The sequence below is a fragment of the Sporosarcina sp. E16_3 genome (genome assembly GCF_017347125.1).
Classification (GTDB): domain Bacteria; phylum Bacillota; class Bacilli; order Bacillales_A; family Planococcaceae; genus Sporosarcina.
This window is the reverse complement of the sequence record NZ_JADPRX010000020.1, coordinates 37,111-54,683: the sequence shown is the minus strand read 5'-3', so window position 1 is coordinate 54,683 and position 17,573 is coordinate 37,111. Positions and strand designations below refer to the sequence as shown.

The 17,573-nt window shown below is 41.5% G+C and carries 21 protein-coding genes; 1 reads left to right on the top strand and 20 read right to left on the bottom strand.

Features of this window, described 5'->3' with window-relative positions; genetic code table 11:
- Positions 1 to 2: 2 nt before the first annotated feature.
- The 3 genes from I2483_RS12615 to I2483_RS12605 form a co-directional block, all read right to left on the bottom strand.
- Positions 3 to 473 (bottom strand): GNAT family N-acetyltransferase, encoded by a 471-nt coding sequence (locus I2483_RS12615; RefSeq protein WP_207277494.1) that lies wholly within the window; start codon positions 471 to 473, stop codon positions 3 to 5.
- Positions 474 to 1,051: 578 nt separating this feature from the next.
- Positions 1,052 to 1,741 carry an LrgB family protein gene (locus tag I2483_RS12610; protein WP_207277493.1) on the bottom strand — a complete coding sequence of 230 codons (690 nt, stop codon included), beginning with the start codon at positions 1,739 to 1,741 and terminating at the stop codon, positions 1,052 to 1,054.
- Positions 1,732 to 2,112: a CidA/LrgA family holin-like protein gene (locus I2483_RS12605; RefSeq protein WP_207277492.1), complete on the bottom strand. Its 381-nt coding sequence runs from the start codon at positions 2,110 to 2,112 to the stop codon at positions 1,732 to 1,734. The genes I2483_RS12610 and I2483_RS12605 overlap by 10 nt, the downstream gene beginning before the upstream one ends.
- Positions 2,113 to 2,244: 132 nt before the next feature.
- Here I2483_RS12605 and I2483_RS12600 point away from each other — a divergent pair, with 132 nt between their 5' ends.
- Entirely contained in the window at positions 2,245 to 2,613 is a 369-nt protein-coding gene (locus I2483_RS12600; protein ID WP_207277491.1) for a DUF2500 domain-containing protein, read from the top strand.
- 83 nt (positions 2,614 to 2,696) lie between these two features.
- Here the strand turns inward: I2483_RS12600 and recO are convergent, their stop codons facing one another.
- The 17 genes from recO to prmA form a co-directional block, all read right to left on the bottom strand.
- The gene (recO, locus tag I2483_RS12595; RefSeq protein ID WP_207277508.1) at positions 2,697 to 3,479 is read right to left on the bottom strand and encodes a DNA repair protein RecO; all 783 of its coding nucleotides are present in this window, start codon (positions 3,477 to 3,479) and stop codon (positions 2,697 to 2,699) included.
- Positions 3,480 to 3,655: 176 nt separating this feature from the next.
- A complete protein-coding gene (gene era / locus I2483_RS12590) occupies positions 3,656 to 4,573 on the bottom strand; it encodes a GTPase Era (protein WP_207151020.1) in 918 nt (305 codons plus the stop codon).
- A complete protein-coding gene (locus I2483_RS12585) occupies positions 4,554 to 4,967 on the bottom strand; it encodes a cytidine deaminase (protein WP_186673475.1) in 414 nt (137 codons plus the stop codon). Before I2483_RS12585 ends, era begins: the two co-directional genes overlap by 20 nt.
- Positions 4,968 to 4,984: 17 nt before the next feature.
- A complete protein-coding gene (locus I2483_RS12580; protein ID WP_207277490.1) occupies positions 4,985 to 5,335 on the bottom strand; it encodes a diacylglycerol kinase family protein in 351 nt (116 codons plus the stop codon).
- A 7-nt stretch (positions 5,336 to 5,342) separates the two neighbouring features.
- The gene (gene ybeY, locus I2483_RS12575) at positions 5,343 to 5,813 is read right to left on the bottom strand and encodes an rRNA maturation RNase YbeY (RefSeq protein WP_207277489.1); all 471 of its coding nucleotides are present in this window, start codon (positions 5,811 to 5,813) and stop codon (positions 5,343 to 5,345) included.
- Between the two features lie 22 nt (positions 5,814 to 5,835).
- A complete protein-coding gene (locus I2483_RS12570) occupies positions 5,836 to 7,962 on the bottom strand; it encodes an HD family phosphohydrolase (protein WP_207277488.1) in 2,127 nt (708 codons plus the stop codon).
- A 73-nt stretch (positions 7,963 to 8,035) separates the two neighbouring features.
- Positions 8,036 to 8,980: a PhoH family protein gene (locus I2483_RS12565; protein ID WP_481886344.1), complete on the bottom strand. Its 945-nt coding sequence runs from the start codon at positions 8,978 to 8,980 to the stop codon at positions 8,036 to 8,038.
- Positions 8,981 to 8,984: 4 nt separating this feature from the next.
- Positions 8,985 to 10,082: a sporulation protein YqfD gene (locus I2483_RS12560; RefSeq protein WP_207277486.1), complete on the bottom strand. Its 1,098-nt coding sequence runs from the start codon at positions 10,080 to 10,082 to the stop codon at positions 8,985 to 8,987.
- Positions 10,075 to 10,332, bottom strand: coding sequence for a hypothetical protein (locus tag I2483_RS12555; RefSeq protein ID WP_067208378.1), 258 nt, complete (start codon positions 10,330 to 10,332; stop codon positions 10,075 to 10,077). Before I2483_RS12555 ends, I2483_RS12560 begins: the two co-directional genes overlap by 8 nt.
- A 50-nt stretch (positions 10,333 to 10,382) precedes the next feature.
- Positions 10,383 to 10,886 (bottom strand): hypothetical protein, encoded by a 504-nt coding sequence (locus tag I2483_RS12550; RefSeq protein ID WP_207277485.1) that lies wholly within the window; start codon positions 10,884 to 10,886, stop codon positions 10,383 to 10,385.
- Positions 10,887 to 10,923: 37 nt separating this feature from the next.
- Entirely contained in the window at positions 10,924 to 11,937 is a 1,014-nt protein-coding gene (floA, locus tag I2483_RS12545; protein ID WP_207277484.1) for a flotillin-like protein FloA, read from the bottom strand.
- Positions 11,937 to 13,271, bottom strand: coding sequence for an NfeD family protein (locus tag I2483_RS12540; RefSeq protein WP_207277483.1), 1,335 nt, complete (start codon positions 13,269 to 13,271; stop codon positions 11,937 to 11,939). Before I2483_RS12540 ends, floA begins: the two co-directional genes overlap by 1 nt.
- A gap of 190 nt (positions 13,272 to 13,461) precedes the next feature.
- On the bottom strand, positions 13,462 to 13,635 hold the full coding sequence (gene rpsU / locus I2483_RS12535) for a 30S ribosomal protein S21 (RefSeq protein WP_067208368.1): 174 nt from the start codon (positions 13,633 to 13,635) through the stop codon (positions 13,462 to 13,464).
- A 105-nt stretch (positions 13,636 to 13,740) separates the two neighbouring features.
- Positions 13,741 to 14,412, bottom strand: a complete 672-nt coding sequence (gene deoC, locus I2483_RS12530; RefSeq protein ID WP_207277482.1) for a deoxyribose-phosphate aldolase — start codon at positions 14,410 to 14,412, stop codon at positions 13,741 to 13,743.
- 114 nt (positions 14,413 to 14,526) lie between these two features.
- Positions 14,527 to 15,867, bottom strand: a complete 1,341-nt coding sequence (gene mtaB / locus I2483_RS12525; RefSeq protein ID WP_207277481.1) for a tRNA (N(6)-L-threonylcarbamoyladenosine(37)-C(2))-methylthiotransferase MtaB — start codon at positions 15,865 to 15,867, stop codon at positions 14,527 to 14,529.
- Between the two features lie 15 nt (positions 15,868 to 15,882).
- Positions 15,883 to 16,623, bottom strand: coding sequence for a 16S rRNA (uracil(1498)-N(3))-methyltransferase (locus I2483_RS12520; protein ID WP_207277480.1), 741 nt, complete (start codon positions 16,621 to 16,623; stop codon positions 15,883 to 15,885).
- Between the two features lie 4 nt (positions 16,624 to 16,627).
- Positions 16,628 to 17,572 carry a 50S ribosomal protein L11 methyltransferase gene (gene prmA / locus I2483_RS12515; RefSeq protein ID WP_207277479.1) on the bottom strand — a complete coding sequence of 315 codons (945 nt, stop codon included), beginning with the start codon at positions 17,570 to 17,572 and terminating at the stop codon, positions 16,628 to 16,630.
- Position 17,573 lies beyond the last annotated feature (1 nt).

Here is a 17,573-nt window from a genome sequence, read left to right as displayed (position 1 = left end):
TATTATAAAAGTTTTTTAAAATAAACAAGTGTCATCCCATCATTTATTTTCTTAATTAGACCTGTTTTTGTGAAGCCCATTTTTTCATATAAATAACAATTACGTTTTTCTTCCGCTATTGTAGCTAGTTCCCAACTCACTGCTTGAGGAAAACTTTTTTCTATTTGTGTTATCGCTTTCTGAGCAATTCCTTGCCCCTGATATTTTGGTAGAATAAACATTGGACTAATCCAAAATTGCGTTTCCTTTTTACAAGAGACTCCAATAGCACCAACAAGAGTACTATCCATTACAATTTTAAAAAGTCCTCCCGAAGGATTATTTATCCTCGTTATCGTACTTCCGATTGTTTCATTCGCCGGATTAGTACTATAGTCCTTATAAACATTAAGTAACGGTAAAAATGCATTTACTTGACTTTCAAAAATAGATTGCGCATCATATTCTCTTGCTTTTTCTAACCTAACCTCCATAAATATTACCCCATTCCTTCAAAAAAGCCATGGTGATAGTGAATCAAAAGGCCATATATTCTTTCCAGTTCGCAATAAAATCTGAAACTATTAAAATTGCTTTAAACATATAGTAATAACCCAATTTGAGTAATTAAACTTTTATTGGTTTTGCTCCATTTATACAGACTTTTTCTTTTCCTTAAATACCTGTCTATCATAAAGTTAATGATAGCCGCTAGAAGTCTTACCCAAAGTCATAGTAGTCCGAAAATCAAATGAAAAAGTAACGACAGTAAACACTCCAACTTTAAAGACCTATTTTTCGATAAAATGGATGATGGTTAGTTGCTCACTATAGAAGTTAACAACCCGTATAGGAGAATGACTGGAAAATTGTATAGCTTGTAACCTAGCGTTGTTACTAACTTTACTTCTACATTCCGCCATGAAGATTGCACGTTACTTTCGTTGAAGTACGGTATCGCCAAAGCTATTACTTTTCTTGGCAATGCCCGAATAACATTCTCTTTTGAACTCAATTTCCTCGCCCTATTGAATAAGAAATTGGATCATAGTTGCAACAATCTTTTTCGAGTTCAATAAAAAAACCAAGCCATAACCGGCCCAACGATAGAGCCAATAATCGCAGATAGCGTCATTGCAATGGAACTATAAGATGCTTCCTGTTCCCCCAGTTCGATCGCTTTCGACGTACCTAATGCATGAGCCGTAGCTCCCAGCCCGATTCCACGACCGATTGCAGTATCGATACGAAACCATTTCAAAAATGTCGGCCCTAGAATGATACCAGTAAACCCCGCAATCATGACAAAAGCGATTGTAAGCGAAGTTACGCCGCCCAATGCCGAAGCAATCTGTATGGCTATAGGTGTTGTAATCGATTTAGGTAATAGTGAAAATATGATTTCTTTTGAAAATCCCATCAGTTTTGCAAAAAGCACACCGCTAATCATGCCAACAAGAACGCCCGTCAATACACCGCCAAGTATGGGAAGCATATTCTGTTTGATTAACTCCCTTTGTTTATATAATGGGATGGCCAATGATACAATCGCGGGCCCCAGCAACAGGTCAACCCACATTCCTCCTAGCATATACGTTTCGTAAGGAATATTAAAAAGAACAAGAATCAAAATAATGCCTACTGTTGTTGTTAGTATTGGTATGAAGAACGCTTTGTGGTATTTAAAATATAATAAGTTCATAGTTAGATAAACAGCAATTGTTATACTAACAAAGAGGATGGAAAACAGTATTATTTGCATGAAACCTCCTCCTTCTTGGCCGATTTATTGGCAAGAAATTGACTTATACTACTAGAGATCCACATCGTCAAAAACGTGCTGATCATCGTGATAGGTATTAACAGAAATCCTTTTCCCGCAAAGACATGTCCGTAATTCATCACGCCTACGGTCGCTGGGATAAAATATAATGGCAAATAAGATAAAAGGAAGTAAGAGCCCGATTCAACCCATTCAAGCTGAAATACATTCAATGAAAGGGCAGCCAACAATACTAACAGTCCAATTATGCTTCCCGGAAGCGGCAAATGAAGAAAATCTTGAATCCAGTTCCCTATCAGGACAAAACCATATAAGGCAATTATTTGAGGAGTTGTTTTTATGTATTTCATAGGTAATTCCCGCCTCCTTTCGTATCAGTATAAGGATATCTAAGTTAAATATCAAAGGCGTTATGAAACTATTTCAAAAATGGCGCGTATAACATCTATACAACTATTAAAATATATCAGGAGGCTTTGTATATGTATTCACCTATGGGAGATGCTATGTTTACGATTATCCCCATCTTTATCGGTATAATTGCAATTATCGTTTTTGGTGGAATTATTTTCGCCGTTGTGAAATCCATCGGTACGTGGAATTCGAATAATAATTCCCCACAACTAACTGTGCCAGCCGAAGTTGTTACAAAAAGAACAAAAACTTCCGGCGGATCAGGCGATTCATCGGCAAGCACTTGGTATTATGCCACGTTTCAAGTAAAGAGCGGAGATCGTATGGAACTAGCAGTAAACGGTTCCCAATATGGTATGTTGGCTGATGGTGATGCTGGAATGATCACTTTCCAAGGCACGCGATTTATTGAATTTAAACGGGTCACTAATGTGTAAGTAAGAAATAATTTACAAACAAAACCCCGAACCTTGGACTTTATTTCATAGGATCCAAGGTTCGGGGTTTATTGTAAAGAGGACTATTCGCCACTCTCTTCTGGTTTTTCTTTTCTAGGTAGCAGTTCGGGTGTTGAGTCGAGCTGATCAAGGAATGATCTCGATTTTAATCGAATTCCTACTTGTTCATCATAAATTGTTCGGACTAGTCTTTTCATGAAGTTTTTTGTCGTCTTCTTCAACGTCAAATTACCGACCCGATTGATAGGGACCGTATAAAATGTCCGAATCAATTTCAATTGACTAGGTGAAATCCGAATCGAATGCTTATCTACCTGGAAACACCGATGACAAATGAAGCCGATTTGCATGAATGAAAAAGCAAACTCGCCTTCAGTCGCTCCGCAATTTGCACATTGATGGAGTGTTGGATGGATACCGGCAACCGGCAACATTTTCCACTCGACAAACAATGCAATTGCTTCTGGATCGTATTGTTCATTGATAGCGTGAAGCGCTTCATACAACAATCCATAGATACCAGCAATACGCTCATTATCCTCCGTTAACTTATCAATCAGTTCAACAACATAACTTGCATAAGCTGTTGCTTCCAAGTCTTCGCGAATATGTCGCATTGAATCGATGGCCTCACCTTGTTCCAGTGTTCCCATCCCTCTACCAGTACGAATCAGGAATGAACCATGTGTGAATGGCTGCGTCACAGCAGCTAGCCTGCTTGCAGGTTTCTTCGCTCCACGCGCCATCGCTGTCATCTTACCGCCTTCACGAGTAAAGAGCGTGACAATTTTGTTAGACTCCCCGTACGGAATACCTCTTAGGATGATTCCTTCCCATTTGTTCAGCGAAGCAATCACCTCATTTTTTTGTCTAGCCCTTAAATACTTGCGAACATAGACCGTATTTCTTTGTCCCGCTTCAGCAGCCTGACACGACAGGCCGCTTCAACATTGTGCCCACACGAAGTGGGTCATGCATCCGTTTTCGAAGGACGCGGCGCACTTAGGATGCGTTCAATTACTTAATACTCGTCATCCCTAAATCCGAATTCCTTCAGATGGCCGGGTTTATTGCGCCAGTCTTTCTGCACTTTTACCCATAACTCAAGGAACACTTTCGAACCAAGTAACATTTCGATGTCATGTCTAGCATTCGTTCCGATTTCTTTTAGCAATGCACCCTTTTTACCGATGACAATGCCTTTTTGGGAATCACGGTCGACGACAATTGTCGCCATTACATTGACCATTTCCCGTCCTTCTTCGCGTTCAATCTTCTCAATAACAACCGCTATAGAGTGTGGAATTTCTTCCCTGGTTAGATGTAATACCTTTTCACGAACTAATTCGGAAATGATGAACCGTTCCGGGTGATCCGTTACTTGATCGTCTGGATAATATTTAGGTCCTTCAGGTAAGTATTTAATCATCGTTTCAAGAAGACGTTCCACATTATTTCCGTTTATCGCAGAGATTGGTACGATTTCAGCAAAGTCATACTCTGCTGTATACGAAGTGATGATTTTGAATAGTTCATCCGGATGAACTAAATCAATTTTATTGATGATAAGGAATACCGGTGTCTTTGAATTTTCAAGAAGTTCCATTATGAAACGGTCACCGCGGCCAATCGGTTCATCTGCATTGACCATGAACATGACCACATCTACTTCTTTCAATGTGTTGCGGGCCGTTTTCACCATGAAATCACCAAGTTTATGTTTTGGCTTATGAATCCCCGGTGTATCGATGAAGATGATTTGAGATTCTTCTGTCGTGACGACACCTTGTACTTTATTGCGAGTCGTCTGTGGTTTGTCACTCATAATCGCAATTTTTTGTCCGACTACATGGTTAAGAAATGTCGATTTACCTACGTTAGGACGTCCTATGATCGAGATAAATCCCGATTTGAACCCTTTATTGTTGTTCTGCTGCATATGAAAGATCCTCCTTTGAAAACGCGCCTGGTAATAGTTTTGCTACAGTTGTTTCTTCTACATCCCCATTCAAGTTCGTGAGATAGACAGGCATCGAGCCATCGCAAAACTCTGCAATCACTTGTCTGCATGCTCCACACGGGGAAACAGGCCCTTCTGTATCTGCAACTACCGCAAGCGCTTTGAAGCTACGTACGCCATCGGAAACAGCTTTAAAAAACGCTGTTCGTTCAGCACAATTGGTCATGCTATAAGCTGAGTTTTCAATATTACAACCGTGATAGATAGTCCCGTCTTCAGCTAACAGCGCCGCTCCAACTGGGAATTTCGAATACGGGACATACGCTTTCTCCCGCGCTTTTTTCGATTCAGCAATTAATTTTTCTACATCCATATTGACACCTCTTCAATTTAGTTAAACCATTTCGGAACAAATAACATTAAACCGATTATTGCACTTCCAATCGCATACACTAAGACCGCGCCTGCTGCGAGGTCTTTCGCTTGTTTCGCGAGTATATGACGTTCAGTTGTTAGTAGATCGACGACACGTTCGACCGCAGAATTCATCAGCTCAAGCGCCAGCATTCCGCAAATCAGAATAATGACGATGAACCACTCTGACTGCGAAAGGCCCGTCATAAAACCCGCTACAATGACGATGATTGCGGCCATCACATGCACTTTCGCATTCCGTTCTGCTCCTATGCCATAACAGATTCCATTCCACGCGTAGACAAAAGATTGAAGGAACTTCCGCATCGATCAATCACCTCTCGAGTCCAAATGAAGCGAGAATCTCCTTTTGCCTGCCGAACATCTCAGCTTCCTCTTCTTCAGTTATATGATCATAGCCAAGAAGATGAAGGAAGCCATGAAGCGCAAGAAATCCAATTTCACGATTAAAATCATGGCCGTATTCCCCTGCTTGCCGCTCAGCTGTTTCCACTGAAATAAGTATATCACCTAAAGCGGTTGGCATGCCTTCTTCAGGAATAATAGCTACTTCGCCTTCCGTTAATTCTTCTAGTGCAAATGAAATAACGTCCGTCGGTACATTTTTACCTCGATAGGTTGCATTCACTTCCTGAATGTCTGCATCCGTCATGAATGTTACCGAAACTTCCATTTCGCCTGCTAATTCTTCTTCTTTAGTAGCATGATTTAACAACTTCCGGATCAAATCCTCGATTTTGTCATCGACCCTAGCTGTTTCGTCCTCAAAATATATTTTCAACATTTACAACTAGCTCCCTTCGTACTCACTTCGGATATTCAATCCGGTTATGGAAAATCCCATTTAACGTTTCACACATAACTCTTTCCGCTTTCTTCAATTCCTTCATAGTAAGATCACATTCATCGAATTGGCCATCGTTCATTTTATCATTAACGATAGATCGTACGAGTGCTGCAATTTTTTCTGAAGTCGGTTCTTTCATTGATCGTACAGCTGCTTCAACACTGTCTGCTATTGAGATGATTGCGATTTCTTTTGTTTGAGGTTTTGGTCCTGCATAGCGGAAATCCTCTTCTTTTACATCTTCCCCAGATTCCTTAGCTTTAAAGTAAAAATATTTCAACGTACTCGTTCCATGATGCTGACGAGCGATATCAATGATTTCTACTGGCATTTTATGCTTTTCAAGAAGTTTCGCACCGTCTTCTCCATGGGCAATAATGATATCCCTGCTTTTTTCTGGTGATAATGAGTCATGTGGATTTTGACCAGCATGCTGATTCTCAATGAAGTAACCAGGTCTTAGCGTTTTTCCTATGTCATGATAATAACTTCCCACCCTGGCAAGAAGTCCATTCGCACCAATCGATTCACATGCCGTATCGGCAAGATTTGCGACCATAACGCTGTGATGATAAGTACCTGGCGTTTCAGTTAGCACTTTTTTCAGAAGCGGGTGATTCGGATTCGATAGTTCGATAAGTCGCATATCCGATAATAGCCGAAAGGCAGACTCAAAAAAGGGCATGAGCCCAATTGTAAGTGCTCCTGACAATATGCCCGAAACAATTGCCGCTATCATATAATACACTAATTCCGTCAAATCGTAAGATGACTGTGTCATCAAGAGGTAAAATGCGATGAACATCATATTTGAAACGGAAACCCCTAAACTTGTCCGTAAAATATTCGATCGTCTGCCATTGTCTCCTAGTAAATACAAGCTCACAATACCTCCGAAAAGTATGTACAATGCAACTTCCATCTGAATGATTGCCGCATAACCTTCTTGTAGCAGAATGCCCGCTGTTGCCGCGGTGATAATTGTCGTCATCAGCGCAAGTCGCTCGTTCGTCAGTAGCTTAATAAGCATTGGAGCGAGTGCTGTCGGGAACAGGAATGCCAATAGAACATCAAAGTCTTTTTCAATAAGGGAAATGAGCTTCATTATGATAACGAGCAGGAAAAAAACAACTAATACAATGAGCAATGCCTTTTTCTTCACAACTCTATTTTCACTCCATGACAGGAAATGCATATAAATAATCGCACCTACGAACAGGACAAATAAAATTAGGCCCGCCAGCGGTTTCATAGACGACTGATTTGACAATACGCCCGCCAGCTCTAATTGCCTATATATTTCTTTGTCAATAACCTGCCCTTCACGGACGATTACTTGTCCCTGCAAGATGCGCGTAGGTTCGACACTTTCCCGTGCCTGTCCAATCCTAGCCTTTGTCATTTCCTCATGAATCGATTCCGTCTCTACAACTAGGTAGCGGCTAAGTGTTATTAACGTCTGTAAGATTGAAGGTGGAACCGAATCTGTAAGCCTAATTTTCCGTTCCGCTTCATAGCGGACAGTTGACAGATCCGCTGTTCGTACTGGTTTCGATAATTCCTCTCCTAGTACACCGACTAATACGCTTTGCGCGTTCAGTAGAGCGTCTGTACTCAGGGTTAAAAGATTAGCTATGGCATCATCACTAAGTCGCAGACTAGGCTCTTCTTTTTCCAAACTGATAAGTTTAGTGCGCATTTCTGCGACTAATTCTTTGGATGACTTAGAAGCATTCTCCGAATTAGTTTGATCGTACTCATCTTGGGTTTTTACTTCGGTTAGAAAATCGAACAATGACGTCGCGATTGCTTGTCTATTTTTTACAACGTCTTCTGAAAATACATATGAAGGGCCTACTTCATTAGCGGCACGTTCCCTATCCTGTTCGGTTTTCACTGTGTCCTCAACCGTTTTTAAGGAACGAATGGTATCTGGTGCAATTTGAAAAGATTCCAATTCATATGTTTCTTTTTTCACACTGCCATACATGAAAGAAAACAGAAGTATAGTGGATAGACCGATTAAAAACAAGGATAAATAATTGAATTTAAGTGATTTAAATAGCTTCCTGATTGGTTGGAACATTGGAATCTCTCCCCCTACTTCTCTATAGCTATAATCAGAGCAGCGATGATACTAAAGAAAAAGCAGTCACTTTCTATGACTGCTCCTGTTCGTATGCTTCAATTATTTTTGCAACGATTGGATGACGTACGATATCACCCTGCTCCAAGTATTGGAAATGGATTTCTTCTACTTTACTAAGAATTTTTTCAGCGACAATAAGTCCCGATTCAGTTCCTCTTGGCAAGTCTATTTGCGTTTTGTCCCCGTTAATTACCATTTTCGACCCGAAACCGAGACGTGTTAAAAACATTTTCATTTGTGCTTTTGTTGTATTCTGTGCTTCATCAAGAATAATGAAGGCATCATCGAGTGTCCGTCCTCTCATATAAGCCAGCGGTGCAATTTCGATAACACCTCGTTCCATAAGTCGATCTGTTTGTTCCGCCCCCAAGACATCGTGTAGCGCGTCGTAAAGCGGACGAAGGTATGGGTCAACTTTCTCTTTCAAGTCGCCTGGGAGGAAGCCCAGACTCTCTCCTGCTTCGACTGCGGGACGTGTTAGGACAATCCGCTTCGCAGAACCCGTCTTCATCGCTAAAACAGCTAGTACGACCGCTAAGTACGTTTTCCCAGTCCCAGCTGGCCCGATACAAAATACAAGATCTCGCGATCGAATCGCGCTGACATATTCACGCTGACCGATAGTCTTTGCACGAATCGCTTTTCCTTTCATATTCCTTGAAATTTCTTCATCGTACAACTCTGCAAAATATTCAATTGTGCTACTCTTCACCATCTCGAGAGCAGTCGAGACATCACGTTGATTGATATTAATGCCTTTACGTATTACTTTCAATAACTGTTCCAAAAGCGCTTTGGCCGAATTCCTACTATCTTCAGCGCCACTGATTGAAATTGTGTCGCCTCTAGTCAATACTGAAACGTTTAACTGCTCTTCAATCAGTTTCATATTTTGATCAGAAATTCCGAGAAGCATTACTGTTTCATTAGGGTCTTCAACATGTAGTTGAATCATTTGCTCATCCAATAGGCTCAGTCTCCTTGGGAATCAGTCTTTTAACAGCAATATTGTCATTAATAAGAAACAATATTGTCCCTCTAACTTTATCATTATCGAATGTCACGTGTAAAACTTTTTCATCTTTAATAATTGCATTCGAAAAAGATTCCGACATTAATTTATTTTTTAACAAAGGAATTATAACCGTTTCTTCCATACCTTCAACCAATTCAAAGTGCCCTGCGGTTTCTTCCATATGTCTTTCGGTTTCGATGAGAGACCCTAGAGTCCATCCTTCTTTTCCTTGCTGCTTCCATGGGAGGTTAAAAGTATAGTTCACAATTTCATCACCTTGTAACTGGAAATTGATTTTTTTCGGTAGAGTAAACGTGTATTCGACCCAATAATCAGCATACACGGCACCGTCCGCTCCAACAACTGTCGTTTTATCACCTTGTTCCAGTATACCTGTTGCTAGCACGTCCCCTTCCTTAACAGTCTGATGAACATGACCGACCCGTTCCCCCTTTTCTAACTCGAAACGCGTTATAACACCCCCTGTACGTGCTACAAGGTGAGACGGCGGTTCCTTCGTTTCAACAATGTTAGTTGTAGGAGGTGATAACATCGGAATAATTGTCAGAGATGTTCCAACCCGTCTAAATCTAACCCATGATAAAGCGGGATCATCGAGCATGAGCTCGCGGCGGATTTCACCTTCATCAGGAATTAAAGCCAAGGGTCTTAACAAAACGATTGAACTTTTTTCAAGTTTCTTTTCAATTCTGTCCACGACTTCCGGCATATCCGATTCAACATCTACTGTCCAAAGGAAAAATGAGGCAACAAAAGGAATGAGACATGCGATGAGAAAGCGGCTTGATGTGAAAAGTCCAATTGATCCTGACTCAAGATTCGCAATCGAAATGGCCACTTTTAATCGATAATGCCTTCTATTACGCCGGATAGCACGAAGCCCGCTACGATCTGTTCGAAAACGTGCCACCCCATCTACAACTGATAGCGATGTTATTTTTGTTCCAATTGTTACAAGTTTCGTGAGGAATCCAGAAAGGTTACCGTCGCCTGAAATTCTAACAGCATAGCGTTTACGCATTGCGCTCCGCTTCCTTGTCTGCACCTGTCGTCACATTCATGGTAGTAATTGAAGTGAATGTGAAAACAGCAACTTCTTCTGATAACGTTTCAACTGTTAAATCGGTACCTATCGCCTCAATCCTGTACTCTCCACTGCTGATGATCGCGAAATCGGGGCCGAGTTTCAACAAAGAATAAGGGCCATTAATCCGTAATGAAGCGAAATCTTCAATTGTAACTGATGAACCGGTTTGAAATAGTCTTTTCAAAATATAAAACCCCCTATCCACATCGTATGATTCGGATAGAGGGTCAATGCTTATCTTTTTGATTTCGGTGGGCCAAAAATTTCAGAGAATACAATGCCTTTCAGCAAGTCATTTTGATTTTTCGGCATTAACTCGTGCGATTGTATAGTGGACATAGTTGGACGTTGACCACCATGTGCAGACAATCTTCCACTATGTCGATTCGTAGATGAATCCGGGCGTTCGATGTGTCGATTCGCTGATGAATTACCACGTTCTTTTCTATCAGCAGTTGGTCTTGCAGGTGGCGCTACTTTAGGAGCAGGGGAAACCGTTACTGTTGTTTGTTGCTGCTGCTGCTTTGGTAGCTGACGGCTAGGCGGCTCCGCATCTGCTCCTGCCATTTCTCTCTGCAATTCACGGTACATCTCTTTTAGTTTAGTTGTCGGCCCCTCTGAAGCGCGCCCCGTTGCCGTCACCGGCTTAGGCTGCGGCCCCTTCTCAGGTTCTTTTTTCTTGCCCCTAAAGAAAGATCCGACAAGAGCCAAAATGATAAAAATGATTAGCTGTTCCATTCGTGCATCCCCTTTCCAGGAAATGGCTTCTCAAGTATTAGTTCTTCTTAATTTCTGTCGCTTCCTTATCTCCACCAAAGTTACTGATTGAATCACGCATTCCAGTATCTGCCTGGATATTTTTATAATTTACATAATCCATAACACCAATATTACCGTTACGTAGCGCTTCTGCCATAGCTAGCGGTACTTCTGCTTCAGCACTGACAACTTTCGCACGCATCTCTTCAACTTTCGCTTTCATTTCCTGTTCATTTGCAACAGCCATTGCACGGCGTTCTTCTGCTTTTGCCTGTGCGATGTTTTTATCAGCCATAGCTTGTTCAGTTTGAAGTTCTGCACCGATGTTTTTACCGATATCAACGTCTGCAATATCAATTGATAGAATTTCAAATGCAGTACCTGAGTCAAGACCTTTTGCTAAAACAGTTTGAGAAATCATATCTGGATTTTCCAGTACTTTTGCATGGTCAATAGATGAACCGATTGTCGAGATAATACCCTCACCAACACGGGCAACGATTGTTTCTTCACCAGCACCACCGACAAGACGGTCGATGTTTGCACGGACTGTAATACGCGCTTTTGCTTTTACTTCAATTCCGTTCATTGCCACGCCGGCGATGAATGGAGTTTCAATAACTTTCGGGTTAACGGACATTTGAACTGCCTCTAAAACGTCACGACCTGCAAGATCGATAGCCGCAGCACGTTCAAATGTAAGCTCGATATTTGCACGGTGTGCAGCGATTAGGGCGTTGACAACACGGTCGACGTTCCCTCCAGCCAAGTAATGACTTTCAAGCTGGTTAATTGTTACATCGAGTCCAGCCTTATGTGCTTTAATTAGCGGATTGACGATCCGGCTCGGGATAACCCGGCGGAGACGCATACCAATCAGTGTGAAGATGCTTACTCTTACTCCTGCTGCCATGGCAGAAATCCATAGCGCTACAGGGACGAGTGTGAAAAATACGGACAATACAATTATTGCGATAACAACGATTGCTACAATACCTATTAAACCTGCTGAACCTGCGATTGCTGGCATTATTCATTCTCCCCTTTCTCTTTTGATTCCCTTACTACTGTCCGGGAACCTTCAACCTTTACAATGATAACACTTATTCCTTTGCCAATGTAGCTTCCTTCAGAAACGACATCAATTCGCTCGCCATCAAGCTCAATTGCTCCAGATGGTCTTAGCGGTGTAGATGTTTTAGCAATGCGTCCAAGTAATTCAATCCTGTTCACATTCGAAACATAACCACTATCCGTATCAGTTGTATCCATTAGCACAACTTTGTTGAGCAAGTGCAATTTTTTACCGAAAAATTTCATAATAATCACCATCCCTATAACAGCGATAGCAACCGCGATAAGGACAGAAATCGCCATATACATCGGATTGCCGCCCGCCATAATAATACTTCCAATAATTGCGAGCGATCCAATGACCCCTGCTATACCATGTGGCAGGAAAATTTCTGCAACGACCAGACCCGCCCCAATAAGGAACAAGATAATCGTTTCGTAACCCGCGAGCCCCGCAACAAGATGTCCGTAAAAGAATAAAACCAACGAAATTCCAGCCATTGTTCCTGGTACACCGAATCCCGGTGAGTATAATTCAAGTACAAACCCTAATCCTGCAATCGATAAGAGGATTGGTACAACAATCGGGTTTGTGACGAAACGTGCAATACTCTCAGCAAATGTTTCTTTTGTTGAAATGATATCCGCATTTTCAAGTCCTGTAATTTTTAGCAATTCATTGAAAGACCCCACTGTTTCGTTACTGTAACCGACTTTTTTTGCTTCATCCGCTTTTAGCGTTAACAGTTTTCCTACTCCAGCCCGATAATCAGGTAGATTAGTTTCAGGTTCTGCCATCGCTTCTGCATATATCGGTTCTCGGCCTTTCTTCGACTCAGCAGCAGTTATCATGTCTGCAACCCATACACTGTGAGCTTTGACATCCGCCGCATTTCCCGCAGAATCGATTACTTGTGCGGCTCCCATTGTTGCGGTAGGTGACATATAGATTTCATCGGCATAAAGCGCTATGAATGCACCAGCAGAGATTGCTTTATTATTAATGTAAGCGATTACTCTTAAAGGACTCTCATCCATCAGCTTAGCGATTTGGTCAGCCGCATCGGTAAATCCACCTGGAGTATTAATTTCCAGAATGATAGCCTTTGCTCCAGCCTCTTCCGCTTCTTCGAATGACCGCTTTAAAAAAGCGTACAATCCCTTCTCAACAACGTTTTCAACTGGAACTTTATAGACTTTCGAAGTTGCCGCTCCTGTTTCTAAGAGTGGGAATGCGAATGCCGATACGAATAAAATGAAAAGGATAATCCTTCCTATCATTTTATGCATAGTTTTTTTCACCTCTCTCTTTATAGATTCTATTATATCTCTATATACGTTTAGATTGCTCGGAAGTTTCACTTTCCCTTAAAAAGTTTTGTTTTACCTCATATACAAATAAACCGGAAAACCCATAAAGGATTTTCCGGTTTACCAAATTTTAGTTTTAAAACAAGGTCGAACTCATCACCACAGGAAATCAGAATTTACGTTTCCTTGCAGCTTCAGATTTCTTTTTACGTTTTTCACTTGGCTTATCATAAAACTCACGCTTTCTTACCTCTTGTATTGTTCCACTTTTGGATACAGTACGTTTGAAGCGGCGAAGAGCATCTTCAAGCGATTCGTTTTTACGAACAACAGTTTTCGACATATCTCTTGTCCCTCCCTCCAAACACACTTCTATAACATGACCAAGTGCCATGTACTCATAAATTATACCGCGAATTTAACTATTGGTCAATATAAAACTTTTAAATTAATAATCAGATTGGGATTCAAGGCCCTGCATGATCTGAACGCCTGAACTGGCGCCGATTCTTGTCGCCCCTGCATCAATCATTTTCTTCATATCCGCTAAGTTTCGGACACCACCTGATGCTTTAACACCCATATCAGGTCCAACAACTGCTCTCATTAACTTGACATCCTCTTCTGTGGCACCGCCTGTTGAGAAACCTGTCGATGTTTTCACGAAATCAGCACCTGCAAGGACAGAAAGTTCACATGCTTTCCTTTTTTCCTTATCGTTTAAAAGGGATGTTTCAATGATGACTTTAACAATTGCTTTTCCTTTTGCAGCATTAACTACCGCTTCAATATCTTTTTTCACAGTTTCATCATCACCACCGCAAAGAGCGCCAATGTTGATAACCATATCGATTTCTTTTGCACCGTTTGTAATTGCATTCCCAGTTTCGAACGCTTTCACTTCAGAAGTTGAAGCTCCCAGAGGAAAACCAATTACTGTACATACTTTAACAAGTGTTCCTTCTAGCGCAGCCGCTGCTGTTTTCACCCAAGTTGGGTTTACACATACTGATGCAAATGTGTATTTTCGAGCTTCTTCACATAATGTTTCGATTTCGTTTTTCTTTGCGTCAGCTTTCAATATTGTATGATCAATATAAGTTGCAAAATTTGTATTCAAATGAATACCTCCTCAAGTTGTCCGTACTTCTTTCATCATATCAAGAACAATTCATTTCTGCACGAAAAAAGCTATACCTACTCAAAATAAAGTAGGTATAGCTTAATTGAAACCTTAAACAAGTTGTGTTGCTTCCTCCACAACGCGGACAAACTGCCCTTCGTTATATGGATAACCTGCTTTAGCAACTTTCACACGAACTATTTTGCCCACCATTGATTCATCGGCTGGGAAAACAACTTTCAAATAGTTATCTGAATAACCTTCATACAGTCCGCTATCCGGTTCAAGTTTATATTTCTCTTCTGGAATTACTTCAAGCACTTCATCTTCAAAAGTAGACGCATATTGTTTCGCTAGCTGATCATTTAATTCGATTAAACGGTGAACACGCTCGTTTTTCACTTCTTCTTGAACCTGATCTTCCATTCTAGCAGCTGGAGTACCTGTTCGTTTTGAATAAGGAAAAACATGAAGTTCAGAGAATCTATGATCACGTATAAAGTTGTACGTTTCCATAAACTCTTCTTCCGTCTCGCCTGGAAAACCGACGATGACGTCTGAAGTGATCGCCAGTTGCGGCAACGCTTCACGAAGTCTATCTAGACGGTCTGCGAAAAACGCCATTGTATACTTCCGGCGCATACGCTTCAATACTGTGTCTGAACCGGACTGAATTGGAATGTGCAGATGACGGACGATAGTTGTTGACTCACGGAGGACCTCAATCACTTCATCCGTCAGTTGGCTTGCTTCAATCGAACTGATACGTAGACGTTTCAGTCCTTTGACCTGTGTTTCAAGGTCACGGAGCAGACGAGCAAGATTATAATCTTTCAAATCCTCACCATAACCGCCCGTATGTATACCGGTTAATACAATTTCAAGATAGCCCGCATCAACAAGCTGTTGCGCTTGACGAATGACTTCTTGCGGATCACGGGAACGCATTAATCCACGTGCCCAAGGAATGATGCAGAACGTGCAGAAGTTGTTGCAACCCTCTTGGATTTTAAGGGATGCACGTGTACGATCTGAAAATGTAGGGACGTCGAGTTCTTCATAGATCCTGTTTTTCATGATATTACGGACAGCATTGATTGGCTGACGCACCATACGGAATTCATCAATGAGTCCGAGAAGTTTAGCCCGATCTTGTGTTCCGACGACGATATCTACTCCTGGAATCGCCATAATTTCCGCAGGGGACGTTTGTGCATAACAACCTGTTACGCAAATTACAGCGTCCGGATTTTTCCGAACAGCACGACGAATGACTTGCCGGCTTTTTTTATCACCGGTATTCGTCACTGTACATGTATTAATGACATAAACATCAGAATTTTTTTCGAAGTCACCGCGGACGTAACCAGCTTCTTTAAAAAGCTGCCAGATCGCCTCAGTTTCGTAATGATTCACCTTGCAGCCCAACGTATGGAATGCGACCGAAGACACAACTGCTCACCACTTTCATTCAAATTCGTAAGACATTGTGGACAATAAATACAAAGGAGCCGTTTCCGTCCGCAGTATGCGCGGACCTAATGCTATTGGTAAAAATCCTACAGAACGTAGTGTTTCGGCTTCTGTCCTCGACAGCCCGCCCTCAGGTCCAAATACAGCAAGTACCGTTTGACCAGGTAAGACATTTTTTAGACGATCCGCAATTTTATGTGGATCTCCACTTTTTGCGTCTTCTTCATCAGCAAACAGAAGGACGTCAAATTTTTCTGATTCAGCGATTAACTGCTTAACAGAGAATGGATTCCTTACTTCCGGGATAACTGTGCGATGACATTGCTCCGCAGCCTCTTTGGCAATTTTGCGAAGTCGTTCAACTTTTTTGTCACCTTTTTTGTCATCCCATTTAACTATAGATCTCTCGGCTTGAAACGGAAAAATCCCTGCCATACCGAGTTCCGTTCCTTTTTGAACGATTAAATCGAGTTTATCACCTTTTGGCAGACCACAAGCTACTGTTACTTTAACAGGCATTTCGTTTGACTGAAGTGGTTCTTCTTTGCGATGGATTACGACGCCGTCAGGTAAAATCTCTGTAATTTGGGAAACGAAGGCTTCTCCATTAGTAACAGCAATAATGTCATCATCAACAGTCATCCGCATGACACGCACGATATGTTTACCGTCATCACCAGTAATTAGTGCATTTCCGTATTCATCAAAAGGAGTTTGCAGAAAATAACGTTGCAAATCGTTACACGCTCCTTTTTTTAGCGATGATAGCAACCCAGTCTTCCATAAGAACAGATTCGACAATCTCAAATCCTTTGCTAATCAGATCGTCTTTAACTAAATCGCGTTTTTGGCCAATGATTCCCGAAACAATAAACAGGCCATTCTGCGGTAAAATTGAATACGCATCTTGTGAAAAGGACATGATAACTTCTGCCAGGATATTTGCGATGATGATGTCTGCGGGCTCTTTTACAGAGTCTAGAAGATTGCCATGCTTCACTTCTACCGTTTCTTCAACATGATTCAGCTCAATGTTTTCTTGTGCAGCTACAACTGCAACCTGATCCAAATCAAGTGCATGGACACGTGAAGCACCTAGAAGTGCTGCCCCGATAGATAACACACCAGAACCTGTTCCCACGTCTACAACTGTGTCTCCCGGCTTGACGTATTTCTCAAGCGCTTGTAAACACATAACCGTTGTAGGATGAGTGCCCGTTCCAAATGCCATGCCAGGATCTAATTCGATAATCAATTCATCTGATTCGACAGGTTCATATTCTTCCCATGTCGGTACAATTGTAAAGCGACCTGAAATTTTGACAGGATGATAGTACTTTTTCCAGGCAGTTGCCCAATCTTCTTCATCGACTTCATTTGTTTGAATGGCATTTTCCCCTGCATCTATTCCAAATTCCGATAAGCCGCTGATTGACTGACCTATATCTTTCACCGTTTCAATCAGAAAACTATTGACTGGTAAATAGGCTTTTAAGATAACGCCATCCACTGGGAAATCGTTCTTGTCAAGTGCCCATATTTCACCGAACCGGTCTTCGTGGACTCGATTTGGTTCTGCTGAATCTTCGATAACAACTCCACTTGCACCAGCTTCGTGTAAAATATTCGCTACTGCTTCAGTTGCTTCATGCGTCGTATGAATAGATATTTCCGACCATTTCAAA